We start from the raw sequence: 18675 nt of genomic DNA, 5'->3' as shown, positions 1-18675 counted from the left end.
CCACTTACGGTCACATCTTCGGCAAGTTCTTGTCCACCCCGCGCAGATCCGGTTAATGTGCGGACAACGGTTGACCAATTCGTCTGATGTCCCCACTCCTGGCCCACATCCCCTGAGGAGAAGCGCCATGCGTCACCGACAGATGCTCGCACCTCTGACCGCAGCCCTCGCGGCCGCCACGCTGGCGCTCACCGCCTGCGGTCCCGGCCCGGCCGAGAAGGCCCAGAGCGGCGGTGAGGTCAAGCTCCAGATGGTCGAGAGCCTGACCAACCCGACCCGTACGGCGTTGCTGAAGAAACTGATCGCCGACTTCGAGGCGGCCAACTCCGGCGTCAAGGTCCAGCTGATCTCGCCGCCGACCAACCAGGCCGACCAGAAGATCCAGCAGATGCTGCAGTCCGGCAAGGGTGTCGACGTGCTCGAGGTGCGCGACACCACCGTCGGGCCGTTCTCGACCAACAAGTGGATCTACGACATGGCCCCGGACCTGAAGGGCTGGGACGGTCTGCAGGCCCTCACGCCGAACGCGCTCGCCGTGACGCAGCAGGGCGGCAAGTCGTTCATGGTCCCGTACGGCTTCTACGGCCTGTCGCTGTTCTACCGCAAGGATCTCGTCCAGCAGGCCGGGTTCGCCGGGCCGCCGAAGAGCTGGTCGGAGATGGTCGAGCAGGCCAAGAAGATCAACGACCCGACCAAGAACAAGTACGGCTACTCGTTCCGCGGCGGGCTCGGCGGCGCGGGCAACGCGATCGCGGTGATCTCCGGGTACGTGATCGACGACATCAACAAGGACAACGCGTTCAAGCTGACCAGCGGCAAGACGATCTTCTCGTCGCCGAAGGCGGTCGACGCGCTGAACCTGTACCTCGACCTGTTCAAGAACGCCTCCCCGCCGTCCTCGGTCAGCTGGGGCTACCCGGAAATGGTGCAGGGCTTCACCTCCGGTACGACGGGCTTCCTGCTCCAGGACCCCGAGGTGATCGCGACCGTCCGCGAGTCCAAGACCATCAAGGAGGACCAGTGGGGCACGGCGCCGCTGCCGGTCGGTCCGACCGGTAAGGCCGCGCAGCCGCTGGCCAACGCCGGCTGGGGTGTCGCGCAGGGCAGCGAGCACAAGGCCGAGGCGGTCAAGCTGGTCAAGTTCCTCACCTCGGGCGACGCCGCGCTGACGTTCTCCAAGGAGAACAGCCTGGTCCCGATCCTCAAGTCCGCCGCCGACGACCCGTTCTTCAAGGACGGCCCGTGGGCGTCGTACGTCGCGATGAACGCCTCGCCGGACACCTACGTCGTGGTCACCCAGCCGCGTGGCGTGCCGTGGTCGACCGAGTGGGGCAACAAGGCCGACGCCGACGTGCAGAAGCTGATCACCGGGAAGGCCCAGCCGGCCGAGATCCTGAAGAGCTGGGACGAGTACTGGACCAAGAAGTGGGCCGGGAACTGATTCATGGCCGTGACTGACGCCCGGCCGGCCGCGAGCTCCCGCCGTACGGCGGGCTCGCGGCCCCCGGCCGGAGGACGGCGGCGCTTCACCGGCCGGACCGCGCTGGTGCTGCTCGCCTTCATGCTGCCCGCGATCGTGTTCGTCGGGCTGTTCACCTACTACCCGTTGCTGAACGGCATCTCGATGGCGTTTCGCAACTACAACCTGAACGACCTGTCCGACACCTCGTGGGTCGGGCTGAAGAACTTCCGCACGCTGGTCGGCGACGAGATGTTCCGCGGTACAGTGCGCAACTCGATCGTCTGGGTGGTCGGGTCGCTGGTGCCGCAGTTCCTGATCGGCTTCACGATGGCGCTCTGGCTGCGGCGCAAGTTCCGCTTCCGCGGCGCGTACCAGGCGCTGGTGTTCTTCCCGTGGGCGGTGTCGGGGTTCCTGATCGGGATCCTGTTCCGCTGGATGTTCAACGGCGAGTTCGGCGTGGTCAACGACCTGCTGATGAAGACGCACCTGATCGACACCCCCGTGCCGTGGCTGGCCGACGCGAAGTACGCGATGGTCGCGGTGATCGCCGCGAACGTCTGGTACGGCGTGACGTTCTTCGCGATCATGATCCTGGCCGCGCTGCAGTCGGTGCCGGACGAGTTGTACGAGGCGTCGGCGATCGACGGCGCCGGCAAGGTCCGGACGCTGTTCAGCATCACGATCCCGTCGATCCGGACCACGCTCGCGCTGACCGTGCTGCTGCGGGTGATCTGGACGTTCAACTCGCCCGAGCTGATCTTCGGCATGACCGGTGGCGGTCCCGCGAACGAGACGCACATCGTCACGTCGTACATGATCCAGGTGACGCAGGAGGGCGACTACGGCCGCGCTTCCGCGATGGGCGTGATGGTGGTGTTCGTGCTGGTGCTGTTCGCGGTCTTCTACCTGCTGGCGGTCCGCACCCGAACGCCGCGCACTCGACGGAAGGTGGTGGCCGGATGATTCTCGACCAGACCCTGGCCGGCAAGGTCGCGAAGTTCACCGGGCTCGGGATCTGCTTGGTGCTCACGGTGTTCCCGCTGTACTGGATCCTGGTCACGTCGTTCAAGGACCCGGGCTCGATCTTCGCCTACCCGTTGAAGTACTGGCCGACGAACTTCTCGCTGGACAACTACACCGGGCTGTTCGAGCAGTCGAACTTCGGGGTGTTCATCGGCAACAGCCTGATCGTGTCACTGGTCGCGGCCGCGCTGGCGACCCTGGTGTCGCTGCTGGCGGCGTACGTGCTGGCGCGGTTCGAGTTCGTCTCCAAGGGCGCGGTGATGGGCGCGTTCCTGGTCACCCAGATGATCCCCGGGTTCATCGCGCTGGGATCGCTGTACATCCTGATGACCAGGCTGTACCTGGTCGACAGCCGGGTCGGCCTGATCCTCGTGTACGTCGCGGTCTCGATCCCGCTCTGCACGGTGATGCTGCGCGGCTTCTTCGAGAACGTCCCGCAGTCGCTGGAAGAGGCCGCGATGGTCGACGGCTGCTCGCGCCTGTCCGCGCTCTTCCGGGTGCTCGTCCCGGTGATGACACCGGGCATCGCCGCGTCGTACATCTTCAACTTCGTGAACTGCTGGAACGAGCTGTTCCTGTCCGTCACCCTGCTCAACAGCGACAGCAACAAGACCGTCCCCGCCGCCCTGAACGGCTTCATCTCCAGCTACAACATCGACTGGGGCTCGATGTCGGCTGCCGCCGTCCTCTCGATCATCCCCACCATGGTCCTGTTCGCCGTAGCCAGCCGCTACATCGTCCAAGGCCTCACCGCAGGAGCCGTCAAGGAGTAAAGGAAAGCGCTCAGCTCCCACACCCGCCAGCGGCGCTCGCCAAGCACCTCGTACGCCGCACCGCCGCTGCCGGGTGACCCACCGACCCACACTTGCTTGCCGTGCCGTTGGTGTAGACGAGCTTTCGACCTGGAAGTGCTGCCAGTGCTTCGTTCAGGGCCGGATCCGGCTCGAGCACCGTGTAGTCGATGCGGTGCTCGAAGGCGAGGTAGTCCTCGGGGTCGATGCCTCTCGTCAGGATAGTGACAGACTGGGGGCTTCACCGACGGAGGGATAGTGGCGTGGCTACTGCGCTGGTTACCGGGCCCACGGCGGGGATCGGGCGGGCTTTTGCGGACAAGCTGGCTCTGGAGGGGTACGACCTGGTGCTGGTCGCTCGGGACGGGGAGCGGCTGAAGGAGGTCGCGACCGAGATCAGCCGGCTGCACGGGGTGGCTTGTGAGGTGCTCGCGGCGGACCTGACGGATCCGGATGAGCTCGCGGTCGTCGAGCAGCGGTTTGCGGACGGGCCGATCGAGGTGCTGGTGAACAACGCCGGATTCGGGCAGAAGAAGCCGTTCTGGGCGAACACGGTCGAGCAGGAGGAGAAGCAGCTCGACCTGCTGGTGCGCGTCGTACTGCGGCTGACGCACGCCGCGGTGCTGCCGATGATCGAGCGGGGATCCGGTGCGGTGGTGAACGTGTCGTCCGTGGCCGGATTCGTGCCGCGCGGGACGTACAGCGCGCACAAGTCGTGGGTGACGAACTTCTCCGCCGGGCTCGCGGTCGAGCTGCACGCCAAGGGCGTCGCGGTGATGGCGCTGGCGCCGGGCTTCGTGCACACCGAGTTCCACGAGCGGATGGGGATGGACAAGACGGTCATCCCGTCGTTCCTCTGGCTGGACGCAACCGACCTGGTCGACGAAGCCTGGAAGGACCTGATGCAGGGCAAGGCGATCTCGATCCCGTCCTGGCGCTACAAGCTGATCTCGGCCGGCGCCCGCTACGTCCCGCGCACGCTGATCGCGCGCTTCTCCACCCTCGGCCTCGACGGCCGCCGCCGCGGTTGATCCCTGTCACCTGAAGCACTGGCACCTGATCGGGAACTGAGACACCGAAACCGGCGGAAAATCCGTCGCCAACCAAACCGTGCTCGCTAGCGTCCATCTGGTCAGGAGTGACGAGCAGAAGGTTGGCGAGATGTCCGTACGGGGATGGAAGTACGCGGCCGGGTTGGCCTTGCTGCCGTTGGCGCTGGTCGCGTGCGGCAGCGACAAGCCGGGAACGGGCAGTTCCGGGGCACCGGCTGCTTCGATCGACACGCCGGCGCCTAGTGTGACGCCGACCCAGACACCGTCAAGCACACCGTCAGGGACGCCGTCGGCGAACCCGTCGGTGACGCCCACCGCGACACCCACCGGCGTGCCCACGCCGACCAAGACTCCGGGGAAACCAGTGGAGACACCGACGCCCGTCAAGCCGATCCGGCTGACCAACAACATGCTGCTGACCGGCGGCGAGGTCGCCAAGGGTGACCCGAAGCGCGGCTGGGCCGCGACCGCCGGCAGCGCCAGTACGCCGATCTGTGGCCGCGGGTCGACCCGCGGCGACGGAGTGCTCGGCGCGCTCAGCCGCAACTACACCAACGGGCTCGACGCGTCGGGCGGTCAGTGGCTGACCCGGTACAAGGACGCGGCGACCGCCAAAGCGGCGTACGACTCGATCCTGAAGACGATCGCCTCGTGCAAGTCGGCCCGGCCGGCTCCGACGCACGCGCGCAAGATCACCGAGGACCGCGCGGTCGCGGTCGGCGACGCGACCCGGATCGTCCGCTGGTACGACTACCCGCTGCCGTCGGACCAGGGCAGCGAGGACGGCGGCTTCCCGTACGCCGTGACGCGCAAGGGCGCGATCGTGTCGGTGGTCGCCTTCCGCGAGATGGGCAAGGGCATCAAGCCCGCCAACTTCGAGGCGATCGCGCGCTCGGCGGCGGCCCACCTGGCCTGAGACCTGGGGGAAGGGGGATCCACGGACTCATCGGTCCGTGGATCCCCCTTTGTTCTAGGCCAGTGCGGCGCGGATCGAGTCCGCGAGCGGCGTCGTCGGACGGCCGATCAGCCGCGACAGCTCGCCCGGCGTACCCGCCAGCGCGCCGCGGGAGATCGCGTCGTCGACATCGGCGAGCACCTGCGCGAAGCCCTCGGGGACGCCGACCTTGACCAGCAGCGCGAGGTTGTCGTCGTGGCTGAGCGCCGTGTGCACGACCGGCTTCCCGGTCTGCCCGGCGATCTCGGCCGCGAACTCGTCGAACGTCCACGCGACGTCCCCACCCAGTTCGTACGCCTGGTTGGTGTGCCCGTCGGTCCGCAGTACGACGGCCGCCGCCGCGGCGTAGTCGTCCCGGGTCGCCGTCGCGATCCGGCTGCCCGGCGCGACGCCGTTGACGACCGCGCCGCGCTCGACGACGCCGGCGAGGTCGTTGACGAGCATCTCGACGTACCAGTTGTTGCGTAGGAACGTGTACGGCAGCCCCGAGTCGAGGATCGCCTGCTCGGTCGCGCGGTGGTCCGCGGCGAGCAGGAAGTCGGCCTTGGGGCCGCCGAAGATTCCCGTGTACGCGAGCTGCGCGACGCCCGCGGCCTTGGCGGCGTCGATCACCGCCTGGTGCTGCGGGACGCGCCGGCCCGGCTCGCTGCCCGAGATCAGCAGCACCCGGTCGCCCGCGGCGAAGACGCCGTCGTACGTCTCCGGCTGGTCGTAGTCCGCGATCGCGACCTGGATGCCCTGCTCGGCCAGGTCGGCCGCCTTCTCCTTGCTCCGGGCAACGGCCTTGATCTCCCCGGCCGGCACCCCCGCGTCCAGCAGGTCCTGGATGACCAGCCGGCCCAGCGCTCCGGTCGACCCCGTCACAACGATGCTCATAGCTTTGTTCTTCCTCCGGTTGAGTGCCTGTACCACTCACCGTAATCGGGGTACTAACTTTACGAAAGTACCCACTTTGAAGTAAGGTACTAGTCTTCGAGTGAGGAGGACCTCCATGACTGTCGTATCTCCCGACGTGAACCGCGTCGGCTGCCCGTCCCGCGTGATCCTGGAGCACGTCACCAGCCGCTGGGGCGTCCTGGTCCTGGTCGCCCTGCTCGACCGCTCGTACCGCTTCAGCGAGCTCCGCCGCCACATCGAGGGCGTCAGCGAGAAGATGCTCGCCCAGACGCTGCAGTCGCTGGAGCGCGACGGCTTCGTCCACCGCGTCGCCCAGCCGGTCATCCCGCCGCGCGTCGACTACTCGCTCACGCCGCTCGGCATCGAGGCCGCCACCCACGTCCGCAGCATCACGGAGTGGGTCGAGTCCAAGGTCCCCGAGGTCCAGGACGCCCGGATCCAGTACGACGACGCCCGCGCCTGACGTTGCCGTGAGCACCTGAGGCGCCGGCCGACGCCTCCGGCGTACAAGGCTTCAGCTCGTCCGCGCCGCGGCTACGATGCGGACGTGCCCGCCCCGGTGACGTCCTTGGCCGCCCTGCTGCGCCGGCTCCGGCAGGACGCGGGCCTCACGCAGGAGGCGCTCGCCGAGCGCGCCGGCATCAGCGTCGAGGCGATCGGCGCCCTCGAAGGCGGTCGTCGCCAGTACCCCCGACCGACCACGCTCGACCGTCTGGCCGACGCGCTGGAGGCTTCGGCCGACGACCGGCAGCGGCTCGCGACCGCGGCCCGGCGGCCCAAGATCGGGTCAGCCGCTCACCGGCTGCCGCCCGGGATCGGCGACTTCACCGGCCGGGAGCAGCAGCTCGCGAGTCTGGTCGCGCTGCTGCGCTCTCCGGCCGCGGCGGCTCCCGGGATCGTTGTGTCGACGGTCGGTGGGATGGGTGGGGTCGGGAAGACCACGCTGGCCGTGCAGGCGGCTCGGCAGGTGACCGACGTGTTCCCGGACGGGCAGCTCTACCTCAACCTCCGGGGTGGCGGCGGCAACCCGCTCGGGAGCGTGGACGCGCTACGCCAGTTGCTGCAGACCCTCGGCGTCACTCTCGCGGCGGACTCGGACGACGTACAGGCCATTTCCGCGCGGTACCGGACCGCGTTGGCAGGCCGGCAAATCCTCTTGCTGCTGGACGATGCGGGCAGCGGCGAGCAGGTCCTCCCGTTGCTGCCCGGTACGCCGGGCGCTGTCGTCGTGATCACCAGCCGGAGTCCGCTCTCGACGCTGCCGGGTGCCGCACGCATCTCGCTCGACGTACTGACTGAGCCGGAAGCCGTTCAATTGCTGGCGCGAGTCGCTGGCCAGGAACGCGTCGACGCGGAACCAACGGCCGCCGCCGAGGTCGTACGGCGCTGCGGCCTGCTGCCGTTGGCGATCCGGATCGCGGGCGGCCAGCTCAGGGCCGGCGGGTTGCGCGAGCTTGCGGACGAGCTCGCCGCGGACGGCCTCGCGGTGCTCACCGGCCCCGACGTGAGCGTGCGGCGCAGCATCTCGCTGTCGCTCGACCACCTCGCGAGCAGCAGCCGCTCGACCGATCGCCTGGCCGCGAAGGTGTTTCCCGCGCTGTCGCACTTCGACGGCGAGCGGTTCCCGCTGCGTGCCGCGGCGAAGGTGCTGGACCTTCCGCTCGACGAGGCCGAGGAACTGCTGGAACGCCTGGTCGACGTCCATCTCGTCGAGACCCCGGCCGTCAACCAGTACCGGATGCACGACCTGGTCCGCGAGGTCGGCCGGGAGCTTCACCCCGCGGACCCGATCGAGCATCGCCGGCGCGAGCTGAACTGCTACCTGTCGATGCTGTGGCGATGGGACGTCCTGAAGGGCGGCGCCGAGAGGTACGGATCGAGCGCCGGTTGGGCCGCGGGTGCCGAGGACATCGTGGACCTCGACGAGGCCGCGCGCTGGCTGAAGGACGAGCTGCCCAACCTGGTCAGACTCGTCCGTACGGCGGCCGCAGGCGACGCCGACGACAAGCTGCTCGCCATCCGGCTGGCGCTGGGCATGCCGGCTTTCGCCGTACAGCTGCTGAGGTTCGCCGACGCGCGCGAAGCCGTGATGGCGGTCGCTGACCTCGACGTCGACCTGCCGGCTGACCTGGAGATTGGACGGCTCTACCAGGCGGGCTTCCTCAGCGGCTCGGTCGATCTCAACGACGAGGCGATCACCTGGCTCGAACGAGCGCTCGCGGCAATCCGGACCGGAGGCACGCCGCCCGAGCTCGTCGCCTGCCTGATCAACCTGGCGCACATGCTGGGGAACCTCGGCCGACTCGAAGAGGCCTTCCCGTACGGCGAGGAGGCGCTGACCGTCGTCGCCGAGTCCCGCGTCGAGAGGTTCGAGGTCGGCACCAACATCGTCGTCGGCTACCTGGCCGGCCTCGTCGGCGACGTGGACCGCCAGCGGGCGTCGTTCGACCACGCCCTCGCTCTGATGCCCGAACGCTCCGCCCCCGGACCCGCCACGGTCCACCGCACCCTGATCGGCAGCTCCCTCGGCCAGACCGGCCAGTACGACGCAGCCGTCGCGATGCTGGACCGCGTCATCGCCGACGCCCGAACCCTCGCCGCCGAACCGATCGAAGCCACCGCCCGCGGCGAACTCGGCACCGTCCTCCTGGCCATGAACAACCTCCCCCGCGCCGCCGAAGTCCTCGAAACCGGAATCCACCTCGCCGGCCGCCACCCCGAGGAACGCGGCGAAGCCCCACTCCTCCACACCTACGGCAAAGTCCTGACCGCCCTCGGCCAACCAGCCCAGGCCCACCAAGCCTGGCAACGAGCGATCACCTTGTACGAGCGCGTCGCGGATCCGCGGGCAAGCGTCGTACGGGAGCTGCTTTCAGAGCTCGAGGTGGGCAGCCGTTTCGGCGAGGGTTTTGAGGGTGGCGGTGATCAGGGGGTGGTCGGCTCGGGCTCGGCGGGTGGCGATGAGGACCCGGCGGGTGGGGGTCGGGGGTTGCAGGGGACGGATGATCGCCGGGGTGGTGGGCGGGAGAGTCAGGCGGGGGACCAGCGAGACGCCGGCGTTGGCGGCGCAGAGGGCGGCGACTGAGCGGAAGTCGTCCGAGGTGTGGACGATGCGGGGCTGGAAGCCGGCTTGTTCGCAGGCGAGGAGGACCACGTCGCGGATGGGGTTGCCGACCGAGGTCATCACCCAGTCGTCGGTGGCCAGGGCGGTGAGGTCTACCGCCGGGGAGGAAGCGGCCGGGTGAGTTGGCGGGAGGACCGCGACGAAGGGCTCGGCGTACAGGGGAGTGAGGGTGAGGCGGTCGTCGTCGGTGGGACGCGGGGAGCCTCGGTGGTCGACGGTGACGGCCAGGTCGACCTCGCCGTCGAGGAGTTGGGTGAGGGCCTGATGGCCCTCGGCGTCCTGGACGACGAGGCGGAGGCCGGGGGTGGTTTCGCGGAGGCGGGCCAGCGACGGTGCGACCAGCAGGCTGATCGCGGTGGCGAAGGCGGCGATGCGGAGCTCGCCGTTGGTGCCGTCGGCGTACAGGCGCATCGCGTCCTCGGCGCGTTCGACCTCGGTGAGGATCGTGTCGGCGTGGGTGAGCAGCAGACGGCCGGCCGAGGTGATCGCGACCCGGCGGCCGCGGCGTTCCAGCAGTTCCTGGCCGACCTCGGACTCGAGGGCGGCCAGTTGCTGGGAGACGGCGGACGGCGTGAGGTGCAGGACCTCGGCGGCCGCCGTCACGGTGCCGTGGTCAGCAAGGGCCCGCAGTACTCGCAACCTGCGCACTTCGATCACGGCGATCAGCTTCGCACACGGTCTCACGCGGGCGCCGGACCCAGCGGATCAGCGAGCGCAGAGGACGGCGGGGCGGGACGTACGGCAGGACGGGTGCGTTGGGCCGACCGGAGCGGGACTCGCGGTGGATCTTCTCGATCACGGTCACGGGGAAGACGTACACGGTGGTTCCTTTCGTCTCTCCGACGGTAGGTTCGCGCGTGTTCATACGTCCAATGAAAGTTCTGGCCCTATTTCATGCGTCTGAGGCATGATCTAGACCATGGAACTCCGCCAGCTGCAGTCGTTCGTGGTCGTCGCCGAGGAGCTCAACGTCGGCCGCGCGGCGGTCCGCCTGCACCTGACCCAGCCCTCGCTCAGCCGCCAGATCGCTGCCCTGGAAAGAGATCTCGGGGTCGAGCTGTTCGCCCGGGTCAAGAAGCGGTTCGTGCTCACCGCGGCCGGCGCCGCGTTCCTCGACGACGCGCGGGACCTGCTGCGGCGCGCGGACGACGCCGTACGGACCGCGCAACGCACGCAGCGCGGTGAGGTCGGGTCGCTGCGGCTGCGGTTCGTGCAGTCGGCGACGTTCGAGGCGTTGCCGCGGCTGCTCGGGGCGTTCCGTACGGCGTACCCGGAGGTCGTGCTCGACCTGGAGACGATGACGACGATTCGCCAGACCGAGGAGCTGCGCGACGGCCGGATCGACGTCGGCCTGCTGCGTTTCCCGTACGACGAACCCGGGCTGCTGTCGAAGGTCGTGTCCGAGGACCCGCTGGTCGCCGCGTTGCCGGCCAAGCACCCGCTGGCCAAGCGGCGCCGGATCGCGCTGAAGGACCTGGCCGAGGACGAGTTCATCCTGTACACCCGGGCGACCGGGCCGTCCGTGCATGACGTGATCGTCAGCTACTGCCAGGACGCCGGCTTCACGCCGCGGATCAGCCAGCAGGGCGCCGACGTCCAGACGATCGTGTCACTGGTCGCCGCCGGGCTCGGGGTGTCGTTGCTGATCGCACCGACCCCACCGATCGACCCGGCGGCCGTCGTCTACCGCGAGCTGTCCGACGACCTGCCGCCGTGGCGGCTCTCGGTCGCCTGGTCGCCGAACAATCAGTCGCCCGTACTACGGCAGTTCCTGCGGCTCAGCTGATCAGCCGAAGGTGTCCGGGTCGCCGCCGGTGCGCTGACCGGTCTCCAGGTCGGCGATCGCGGCCATGTCCTCGTTGTCGAGGGTGAAGTCGAAGACGTCGATGTTCTCCGCGATCCGCGCCGGGGTCTTCGACTTCGGGATCACCACGTTGCCGAGCTGCAGGTGCCAGCGGATCATCACCTGGGCCGGCGACTTGTCGTGCTTGCCGCCGAGCTCCTTCAGCACCGGGTGGCCGATCAGCTCGCCGGAGGCCAGCGGGCTCCACGACTCGGTGACGATGTCGTTCTCCGCGTGGAACGCGCGCAGCTCGTCCTGCGGCAGCGCCGGGTGCAGCTCGATCTGGTTCACCGTCGGCCGGAGGTCGGTCTCGTCGAAGAGCCGCTGCAGCGCCGGGAGGTGGAAGTTGGAGACGCCGATCGCGCGGACGCGCTTGTCGGCGTACAGCTGCTCCATCGCCTTCCAGGTGTCGACGTACTTGTCCTGCTTCAGCGACTGCCAGTGGATCAGGTAGAGGTCGACCGTCTCGAGGCCGAGCTTGCCGAGGCTCTTGTCGAAGGCGCGCAGGGTCGAGTCGTAGCCCTGGTCGTTGTTCCACACCTTGGTGGTGACGAAGAGCTCGTCGCGGGGCAGGCCGGCGTTCGCGATCGCGCGACCGACGCCCTGCTCGTTGCCGTAGACGGCGGCCGTGTCGATGTGCCGGTAGCCGGCCTCGAAGGCCGCCTCGACGACACCGGTGACGATCCCGTCGTCGACCTGCCAGACGCCCAGGCCCAGCTGGGGGATCTCGACGCCGTTGTCCAGAGTGATCGTGGGGACTGTGCTCATCTGCCTATTTCACTGGGCGCGGGGTCTCCAGCCCAGTCATCCGACGTGTGACAACAACCTCATCAACCGGCCGTAACCACCGCGTAGGTCTTCGCATCCGGCTCGAGAAACCGTAGTAACGCCTCGCCTTCACGCTCCAGCGCGGTCGTCACGCGCTTGGCGACCGGCTCGAACGGGGCCAGCGTGAGAGTCGCCACAGCGCGCTTCTTCTCGGCCGTCCACAGCCCGGCGACCTGTCCGTCGACGAGGTAGGTCGCCTTCACCCGCAGGTTTTTCGTGAACACCGCCGGGCGATAGGCGTCGGCTATCACCCGTTCGCGCTTGGCGTGCGCGAGCAGCAGGTTGTCGAACTCGGGCAGGAATCGCACGGGTGCGGGAGTGTCCGGATCGGGTCGGGGAGCATTCGGTACGTCGTACAGCGTGCGCCCGTTCTCGTCCTCGAAGCGCTCCAGTTCGGCTGCGTCGAAGACCGCCTTCGCGCCGGGCAAGCCCGACCAGGTCTGGAAGTCCGCCGGCGTCGCCGGGCCGAAGGCGTCCAGATATCGGATGACCAGCTCCTCCGGTACGGCGTCGAGGAACGGCTTGCGACCGATCCACTGCTCGGCCGGTGTGAAGCGCGCGTTCGCCGGCCAGCCCCAGCGGGTGTCCGTCGGGTACATCACCAGCGGCACCATCATCCGCGTGCAGAACCCGAGCGCGCGGTCGTTCACCTCGGGGAACTGCTCCTGCAACGCGTCGCGCACCTGCGTGAACGTGAGCGGTTCCTTCGCGAGCAACTTCCGCGCCGCCGCAACCACCTTCGCCGGCTCGAGCCCCTCGCCGCGTTCCTTCAGCATCTTCAACCCGGCCTCGAGCACCGGCGCCAGCGTCGTACGAAAGCGCAGGTAGTCCTCGGCAGTCACCAGATGCAGCGTCCCGCGGAACAACGTCGCCCGTACGACGTCTCGCGCCTCGACCGCCGCCGTCAGATCCGCGTCTGCGAACCCGTCGAGGCGAGTCCACAACCCGACGTACGGATGCTTGGGCTCCTGTCCTTGCATCCCCGCCAAGCGCCGTACCGCCTCGGCAGGTCCGACCTCGGCCCGCTCCAGCAGCAACTGCCGCCCCAACGTCGCCCGATTGATCGCCTTCGCACTCAGCACCACCATGAACTCATCCTGCCGGACCCCACCGACAGATGGGCTCGGTCAGGCCGAGGTGACCCGGGTTTGGGCGAGGTGGTCGGGGTACGTCCGGCGGTTGCGGAGGATGGCGGCTGCTTGGAGGCCGATGGCCAGGTAGGAGCCGGCGGCAAGGACGGCGCCGCGGCGGGTGTTGTCTGCTCGGAACTCCCAGACGGCCTGGTGGCCCAGCTCCCAGGGGACTGCGGTTTTGGCCAGGGTCCGGATCAAGGCCTGCGAGTACGTCGGGCTCTGGGCAACGGTCTCGTCACGCAGGGTGAGGCCCAGTGCTCGTTTGCCGGGGGAGCCGCCGGTCGCTTCAGCGGCTGCCAGGGCTGCGCTCAGCGGCAGCGTCAGGCCGACCGCGACCAGGACGCGGACCTTGGCGGGGGAGACGTCGGGGAGGGGGTGTCGGCGCTGCCGGGCGAGCGTGATCGCGGCCAGTACGCCGAGCGGGACGGCCATCGCCGCGTAGTCGATGGCCGTGGCCAAGCCACGTCGCGCAGTCAGCATGAGCCCGAGATTACGCCACGGCCGGGCGCGGGGATATCGGCGGCGCGGCGCCGGGTGAACAAATTTCAGTATTCACGAACAGTAATTGTCAAATGATCACTTCAAGCGATTATTCAATGACTAGTGAAACAGTGGGATTAGGGGAGTGTTTGCCGAGATTTTCCTTGCCTGGTTGACGATCTGTTGACGAACATGAGCAGAACGAAAGAAGTTCTCGCCGTCGAGGAATTGTTCTGTTAGCCTCTTGCCCGGCTGGGGAGCCTGAATTCGACGGTGTTCATTTGATGAGTTCCGTCTGTTCAGGAAACGGACCCGAGAGGCAGGTTCCCCGTGCCCACCGAGACCGCCCCGTCCCGGCCGGAACGCGTTGTCGAGGCCACCGCCACCGTTGAGGTCAGCGGTGTCCGGAAGAGCTTCGGCAAGGTCGACGCGCTGCGCGGCGTGAGCCTGGAAGTCCTTCCTGGGCAGGTCTACGGCCTGCTCGGCCCGAACGGCGCCGGCAAGACGACCCTGCTGCGCATCCTGCTCGGCCTGGTCCGCCCGGACGAGGGATCGGTGAGCGTCCTCGGCCGCCCACCCGGTACGCCGGAAGCGCTGCGCCAGATCGGTGCCCTGATCGAGACCCCCGCGTTCGTCCCGCACCTGTCCGGCCGGACCAACCTGCAGGTCCTGGCCCGAGCCAAAGGACTGCCCGACACCGAGGTGGACCGCGTCCTCGAAGTCGTCGAGCTCCAGCATCGCGGCAACGACCGCTTCACCGGCTACTCGCTCGGCATGGGTCAGCGGCTCGGTGTCGCGGCCGCGTTGCTGGGTGGCCCGAAGCTGCTGATCCTGGACGAGCCGACCAACGGACTCGACCCCGAGGGCGTCGCCTCGATGCGCGAGCTGGTCCGGTCCCTCGGGGCCGGCGGGACGACCGTGCTGTTCTCGTCCCACCAGCTCGGCGAGGTCCAGCAGATCTGCGACCGCGTGGTCGTGATCGACCGCGGTCTGGTGATCGCCGACGACACGGTGACCGCGATCAGGGATCAACCGGGCAGCGTGGCGCTGGATCTGTGGGCGACGCCCGCCGATCAGGCGGGCCGGGTGCTCGCGGCGTACGCCGGTCAGGCGCCTGTCGAAGCAGGTGATCCAGGGGATCGGCACTGGCATCTCGAGGCGACGCCCGACGACATTCCCGGCCTGGTCCGGGCCTTGGTTGCTGAAGGCATCGACATCCACGAGCTCCGGCGCGAACGTCAGACGCTCGAAGGGGTCTTCTTCGCCCTCACCACGCACGACGACGACCCGACGGAGGACTCATGATCAACGCCGTCGCCGCCGAGAGCCTGCTGCTGCGCAAGCGGATGGCGCCCGTCGTCATCGGGATCGCGTGGATCCTGATGGTCGTCGGTTTCGCCTTCGTCGTGCCGTACATCATCTACAGCGTCCTCGACCCGTCCGACGCAAGCCGCGGCGAGTTGCTCGACATCCTGCTGCCGAACGCCGTCGCGTCGACCTCGCTGAGCAGCTACCCGCTGTTCGGCGGCGCGATCATGCTGATCCTCGGCGTGCTGGTGACCGGCTCGGAGTACCGGTGGAACACCTGGACCGCCCGACTGAGCCAAGGGCCGGGCCGGGTGCCGGTGCTGCTGGCCAAGCTCGTCGCCGCAGCGATCGCGACCACCGTGATCGCCGCGGCCGCAGCCGTCGCCGCAGTGGCGGCCTCCGCGATCATCGCGACGGTCGAGGGCCGATCGGCCGACTGGCCGTCAGCCGGCGCGCTGGCCGGTTCACTCGGCGCCGCGGCGCTGATCTCGGCTGCCTGGATGAGTGTCGGGGCCGCGCTCGGCGTGATCTTCCGCGGTACGACGGTCGCGCTCGCCGCCGGCCTGCTGTGGACCCTCGGCCTGGAGAACGCGCTGTCCGGGCTCGCCGGGATCCTGCCCGGCCTCGAACCCGTCCGCTACGTCCTGCTCGGATCGGCCAGCGGTTCGCTGGTCGGCGGGCTGGGCGCACCGACCCAAGGCGACGGCGGGACTCCCGGCGTCGTCGACTACCTGAACACTCCCGCGGCCTGCCTCGTTCTGGTCGCCTACATCGTCGTGAGCACCACCGTCGCCGCCGTACTGATCCGGCGTCGCGACATCAGTTGACCCACCCCGCGCCTGACTCCGCCCACCACCTGACTCCGCCCCCCACCGACTCCGCCCGCACCGACTCCGCCCGCACCGACTCCGCCCGCACCGACTCCGCCCGCACCGACTCCGCCCGCACCGACTCCGCCCGCACCGACTCCGCCCGCACCGACTCCGCCCGCACCGACTCCATCAGCACCGACTTCGCCCGCACCGACTCCATCAGCACCGATGATCCGTCTCCCTTCCGCCCGAGGAGCGACCGTGACCAACCCGCCCGATGAACTCGTCCGTCCGCGGATGCGCCAGGACGTGGCCTTCCTGGAGACGCTTGACGGTGTCTACGTCCGAGGTGCCGACGGCCCCTTCGTCATCCGCGGGGCCGGTGCGTACCGGTACCTGTCGGCGCTGCTGCCGCACCTGGACGGCAGCAACGAGCTCAGTGAAATCGTTGCCGGACTCCCCGAGGCGCACGTCGGCGCGGTGAAGTCCCTGCTCGGCACGCTGGCTTCGCGCGGCGTCGTACTCGACGGCGCGGGCGCCGTGGTCGACGAGGAGGTGCGAGAACGCTTCCCGAGCCAGATCGCGCTGCTCGAGCATCATGGGGACGACGGCAGTGGCTTCGCTCGGGTCGCCGCGGCTCGCGTCCTTGTGGTCGGGGAGGATGCCGAGTCCACCGCGACGCTCGCCGCCGCGCTGACCGCCAATGGTGTCGGCTCGGCTGCCGACGGCTTCGTCAAAACGTCAACCCAGGCAGGGGAAACAGCCGACCTGGTCTGCCTGCTGGCGCTGGACGGTCCGTCGCAGCAACTCTTCGCTCTCGCCGAGCAAGCACGACAAGCCGGTACGGCGTTCCTGCCGGTGATCCGAGTGGGCGACCAACTCGTCGCGGGCCCCTGGCAAGGATCGGTCTCGATCCAGTCGGCCCTCCTGCGGATGAGCGACAACGCACTCTCCGGTACGGCGGAACTCTGGCAAGCCGCGGTCGCCGGCCCGTCGACGGCGCCGGCACGATCCGCACTGCCGGGCGTGGCGGCCACGATGCTGCTGAACGTCGTGGGCTTCGAGATCTTCAAACAGCTCTCGGGGACTATGCCGTCAGACCTGGACGAGACGGTCGTGCTGGTCGATCCGGACCGGCTAACCGTCCACACCGAACACGTGGTCGCCCACCCGGCCGTCGAGCCGGCCGCGGTGAGCGCCGCGGAGAAGTCCCCGGCGGGCAGCTCGGTCCCGGCCAGCGCGACGGAAGTCGGAGCCACCGAAGCCGGAGCCACCGGACTCGGAGCCGCGGCAGCCGGAGCCGCGGAAGCGGGCGGGGTAGCAGAGTTCGCGGCGGACAGTGTCGAGACCGCGTACCGGCGCTTCGACTCGGTGGTGGCTGACACGGTCGGCTTGATGCGGCGGTTCGACGACGATGCCGTACCGCAGATTCCGGTGAAGACCGCGGTGCTGCTCGCGCCCGCCGCCGACGCCAAGCCCCTGGTGACTTTCGGGGTCGAGACGGTGCTGGAGGCCAGGCTGGCTGCGCTGGAGGCAGCCGCGGTGCGGTACGCGCTCAACCTCCACCGGCGCTGTCAGTTGCTCAAGGCGCCGGCGCCGGACGCGGAGTACGTCGTACCGGAGCTGCTGGAGACCTGGCTTGGCGTCGGGCCGTCTCGGCCGGTGCCGACGGCAGCTGCTGACCTCAGGACAGGCGAGCCCTTGGCGGTGGACCGGGCAGCCGTCCTGGCCGGGCCGCTGGACTGGAACGCTGCCGAGTTCGAGCCCGACCTGGGAGGCCTTGCCGCCGCACCGACCACCGCCGAGGCGATCTCCCGTGCCCTCGTAGCAGCCGCCGGATCAGCCGCCGTTGCCGCCGCGGCCCGCGGTGAACTGCCCGTCACCGCCGTACCGGATGAGCTGATCGCCCAGGCCCTCGACCCGCAGCAGCACCGCCGCCTGATGATCCTGGTCAACGAACTGACTGCCGCCGGCGACCGTGTCTCCTTCCAGCTTGCCCGTGGCGCCGTCCCCGTCGCCATAGTTGCCGTCAGCAACGGTGCGGGAACGACCAAGCTGGCCAGAGCCGCAAGCTCCTGGGGGGCGGCCGCCGAGTCGGCACTGCTCACCGCGGTCGGCGAACGCCAGCTCACCAGTACGCCGTTCGCCCGCGTCGACCACCGCCTCGGCCTGGACGCCGACCTCACCGGCCTCCGCACGGCTGACCCCGAGCCGACCCACGGCACCGCCGGCCCCGGGCCCGCCGACCCGACCCACGGCGCCACCGACCCCGGGCCCGCCAACCTGACCCACAACACCACCGACGACGAGATCCTGGCCGCCCTCACCGCCACCGGCCTCACCGGCGCCGACACCGGCATCGGCCTCCGGGCCGCCGTCGTCGACCTGACCCCACCCGACCTCGCCGGTGTCACCGCCGTCGCCCGGGTGCTGCTCTTCCGCTCGACCGCCCCCGCCGCGAAGGAGTCGTGATGACTGATCTGACCGCCGAACTGCTGTCGCTGGAGACCGTCACCTTCGAGGTGGAGGAGATCGCCGACGTCGGCATGGAGGCCGCGAGCTGGTGCAGCTCCAGCACCAGTACGTCGAGCTGCTCCTCCTGCAGCACGTCCAGCTGCTGCGGATGCTCCAGCTGCAGTTGCAGCAGTACCAGCTGAGCCAGAGCCAGGTACTGCCTCCCCAAGGTTCCGCCGCCCGATCGGGTGGCGGCCCTACCCGCCCAGGAAGGAGGTGAATCACCATGGCGCTCCGCGAAGAGCTGCTCGTGCTCGAGACGGCGACGTTCGAGATCGAGGACATCATCGACCTCGGCCAGGACGCGGCCGGTTGGTGCAGCTCGAGCTGCTCCTGCTCGAGCTGCTCGTCCTGCAGCACGTCCAGCTGCTGCTCGACCAGCACCAGCACCGGGTGCGGCGGCGGCTGACCGCCGTCCGCCCACCCCGCGGTACGGCGACGCCCTGCCCGTTG

18 protein-coding genes and 1 pseudogene are annotated in these 18675 nt (G+C 69.1%); 13 read left to right on the top strand and 6 right to left on the bottom strand.

Annotated features, from left to right (window positions below):
- The first annotated feature begins 127 nt into the window (after positions 1-127).
- The 5 genes from ACYVIO_RS04190 to ACYVIO_RS04170 all read left to right on the top strand — a co-directional run bounded on the left by ACYVIO_RS04190 (position 128) and on the right by ACYVIO_RS04170 (position 5244).
- Positions 128-1441, top strand: coding sequence for an ABC transporter substrate-binding protein (locus ACYVIO_RS04190; RefSeq protein ID WP_460649292.1), 1314 nt, complete (start codon positions 128-130; stop codon positions 1439-1441).
- A gap of 3 nt (positions 1442-1444) precedes the next feature.
- A complete protein-coding gene (locus ACYVIO_RS04185; protein ID WP_460649291.1) occupies positions 1445-2425 on the top strand; it encodes a carbohydrate ABC transporter permease in 981 nt (326 codons plus the stop codon).
- Positions 2422-3258, top strand: coding sequence for a carbohydrate ABC transporter permease (locus ACYVIO_RS04180; RefSeq protein WP_460649290.1), 837 nt, complete (start codon positions 2422-2424; stop codon positions 3256-3258). Before ACYVIO_RS04185 ends, ACYVIO_RS04180 begins: the two co-directional genes overlap by 4 nt.
- A gap of 281 nt (positions 3259-3539) precedes the next feature.
- On the top strand, positions 3540-4307 hold the full coding sequence (locus tag ACYVIO_RS04175) for an SDR family NAD(P)-dependent oxidoreductase (protein ID WP_460649289.1): 768 nt from the start codon (positions 3540-3542) through the stop codon (positions 4305-4307).
- Positions 4308-4437: 130 nt separating this feature from the next.
- On the top strand, positions 4438-5244 hold the full coding sequence (locus ACYVIO_RS04170; RefSeq protein WP_460649288.1) for a hypothetical protein: 807 nt from the start codon (positions 4438-4440) through the stop codon (positions 5242-5244).
- Positions 5245-5298: 54 nt separating this feature from the next.
- Here the strand turns inward: ACYVIO_RS04170 and ACYVIO_RS04165 are convergent, their stop codons facing one another.
- Complete coding sequence (locus tag ACYVIO_RS04165; RefSeq protein WP_460649287.1) at positions 5299-6159, bottom strand: SDR family oxidoreductase; 861 nt, start codon at positions 6157-6159, stop codon at positions 5299-5301.
- A gap of 115 nt (positions 6160-6274) precedes the next feature.
- On the opposite strand from ACYVIO_RS04165, the gene ACYVIO_RS04160 reads away from it, so the two are divergent.
- Both ACYVIO_RS04160 and ACYVIO_RS04155 read left to right on the top strand, forming a co-directional pair.
- Positions 6275-6643, top strand: coding sequence for a winged helix-turn-helix transcriptional regulator (locus ACYVIO_RS04160; protein WP_460649286.1), 369 nt, complete (start codon positions 6275-6277; stop codon positions 6641-6643).
- 84 nt (positions 6644-6727) lie between these two features.
- A pseudogene (locus ACYVIO_RS04155) lies at positions 6728-8512 on the top strand (helix-turn-helix domain-containing protein); the annotation flags it as partial.
- Between the two features lie 540 nt (positions 8513-9052).
- Here the strand turns inward: ACYVIO_RS04155 and ACYVIO_RS04150 are convergent.
- A complete protein-coding gene (locus ACYVIO_RS04150) occupies positions 9053-9961 on the bottom strand; it encodes a LysR family transcriptional regulator (protein ID WP_460649285.1) in 909 nt (302 codons plus the stop codon).
- Between the two features lie 262 nt (positions 9962-10223).
- Here ACYVIO_RS04150 and ACYVIO_RS04145 point away from each other — a divergent pair, with 262 nt between their 5' ends.
- Complete coding sequence (locus tag ACYVIO_RS04145; RefSeq protein WP_460649284.1) at positions 10224-11090, top strand: LysR family transcriptional regulator; 867 nt, start codon at positions 10224-10226, stop codon at positions 11088-11090.
- Here ACYVIO_RS04145 and ACYVIO_RS04140 read toward each other — a convergent pair whose 3' ends face one another.
- From ACYVIO_RS04140 to ACYVIO_RS04130, 3 genes are all read right to left on the bottom strand, one after another.
- The gene (locus ACYVIO_RS04140) at positions 11091-11915 is read right to left on the bottom strand and encodes an aldo/keto reductase (protein WP_460649283.1); all 825 of its coding nucleotides are present in this window, start codon (positions 11913-11915) and stop codon (positions 11091-11093) included.
- A gap of 62 nt (positions 11916-11977) precedes the next feature.
- Positions 11978-13063, bottom strand: a complete 1086-nt coding sequence (locus ACYVIO_RS04135; RefSeq protein ID WP_460649282.1) for a winged helix DNA-binding domain-containing protein — start codon at positions 13061-13063, stop codon at positions 11978-11980.
- 39 nt (positions 13064-13102) lie between these two features.
- Positions 13103-13588 (bottom strand): RDD family protein, encoded by a 486-nt coding sequence (locus ACYVIO_RS04130; protein WP_460649281.1) that lies wholly within the window; start codon positions 13586-13588, stop codon positions 13103-13105.
- Between the two features lie 330 nt (positions 13589-13918).
- Here ACYVIO_RS04130 and ACYVIO_RS04125 point away from each other — a divergent pair, with 330 nt between their 5' ends.
- A complete protein-coding gene (locus tag ACYVIO_RS04125; protein ID WP_460649280.1) occupies positions 13919-14893 on the top strand; it encodes an ABC transporter ATP-binding protein in 975 nt (324 codons plus the stop codon).
- Positions 14890-15723 carry an ABC transporter permease subunit gene (locus tag ACYVIO_RS04120; protein WP_460649279.1) on the top strand — a complete coding sequence of 278 codons (834 nt, stop codon included), beginning with the start codon at positions 14890-14892 and terminating at the stop codon, positions 15721-15723. Before ACYVIO_RS04125 ends, ACYVIO_RS04120 begins: the two co-directional genes overlap by 4 nt.
- Here the strand turns inward: ACYVIO_RS04120 and ACYVIO_RS04115 are convergent.
- Entirely contained in the window at positions 15716-15934 is a 219-nt protein-coding gene (locus ACYVIO_RS04115) for a hypothetical protein (protein ID WP_460649278.1), read from the bottom strand. The two genes, ACYVIO_RS04120 and ACYVIO_RS04115, sit on opposite strands and share 8 nt — an antisense overlap.
- 35 nt (positions 15935-15969) lie before the next feature.
- Between ACYVIO_RS04115 and ACYVIO_RS04110 the strand changes: the two genes are divergently transcribed.
- From ACYVIO_RS04110 to ACYVIO_RS04100, 3 genes are all read left to right on the top strand, one after another.
- Positions 15970-18180, top strand: a complete 2211-nt coding sequence (locus ACYVIO_RS04110) for a hypothetical protein (RefSeq protein WP_460649277.1) — start codon at positions 15970-15972, stop codon at positions 18178-18180.
- Positions 18180-18365, top strand: coding sequence for a hypothetical protein (locus tag ACYVIO_RS04105; protein ID WP_344178525.1), 186 nt, complete (start codon positions 18180-18182; stop codon positions 18363-18365). The genes ACYVIO_RS04110 and ACYVIO_RS04105 overlap by 1 nt, the downstream gene beginning before the upstream one ends.
- 83 nt (positions 18366-18448) lie before the next feature.
- Positions 18449-18631 (top strand): hypothetical protein, encoded by a 183-nt coding sequence (locus tag ACYVIO_RS04100; RefSeq protein WP_077018661.1) that lies wholly within the window; start codon positions 18449-18451, stop codon positions 18629-18631.
- Positions 18632-18675 lie beyond the last annotated feature (44 nt).

The organism is Kribbella endophytica (assembly GCF_054781295.1).
Note: the sequence above shows the minus strand (reverse complement) of the source record. Positions and strands in the feature narration are given on the sequence as shown.

Excerpts from the sequence above, each read along its gene's own strand:
- ACYVIO_RS04190 (WP_460649292.1), top strand. The coding sequence starts at position 128 with ATGCGTCACCGACAGATGCTCGCACCTCTGACCGCAGCCCTCGCGGCC.
- ACYVIO_RS04185 (WP_460649291.1), top strand. The coding sequence starts at position 1,445 with ATGGCCGTGACTGACGCCCGGCCGGCCGCGAGCTCCCGCCGTACGGCG.
- ACYVIO_RS04180 (WP_460649290.1), top strand. The coding sequence starts at position 2,422 with ATGATTCTCGACCAGACCCTGGCCGGCAAGGTCGCGAAGTTCACCGGG.
- ACYVIO_RS04170 (WP_460649288.1), top strand. The coding sequence starts at position 4,438 with ATGTCCGTACGGGGATGGAAGTACGCGGCCGGGTTGGCCTTGCTGCCG.
- ACYVIO_RS04165 (WP_460649287.1), bottom strand. The coding sequence starts at position 6,159 with ATGAGCATCGTTGTGACGGGGTCGACCGGAGCGCTGGGCCGGCTGGTC.
- ACYVIO_RS04160 (WP_460649286.1), top strand. The coding sequence starts at position 6,275 with ATGACTGTCGTATCTCCCGACGTGAACCGCGTCGGCTGCCCGTCCCGC.
- ACYVIO_RS04145 (WP_460649284.1), top strand. The coding sequence starts at position 10,224 with ATGGAACTCCGCCAGCTGCAGTCGTTCGTGGTCGTCGCCGAGGAGCTC.
- ACYVIO_RS04140 (WP_460649283.1), bottom strand. The coding sequence starts at position 11,915 with ATGAGCACAGTCCCCACGATCACTCTGGACAACGGCGTCGAGATCCCC.
- ACYVIO_RS04135 (WP_460649282.1), bottom strand. The coding sequence starts at position 13,063 with ATGGTGGTGCTGAGTGCGAAGGCGATCAATCGGGCGACGTTGGGGCGG.
- ACYVIO_RS04130 (WP_460649281.1), bottom strand. The coding sequence starts at position 13,588 with ATGCTGACTGCGCGACGTGGCTTGGCCACGGCCATCGACTACGCGGCG.
- ACYVIO_RS04120 (WP_460649279.1), top strand. The coding sequence starts at position 14,890 with ATGATCAACGCCGTCGCCGCCGAGAGCCTGCTGCTGCGCAAGCGGATG.
- ACYVIO_RS04105 (WP_344178525.1), top strand. The coding sequence starts at position 18,180 with ATGACTGATCTGACCGCCGAACTGCTGTCGCTGGAGACCGTCACCTTC.
- ACYVIO_RS04100 (WP_077018661.1), top strand. The coding sequence starts at position 18,449 with ATGGCGCTCCGCGAAGAGCTGCTCGTGCTCGAGACGGCGACGTTCGAG.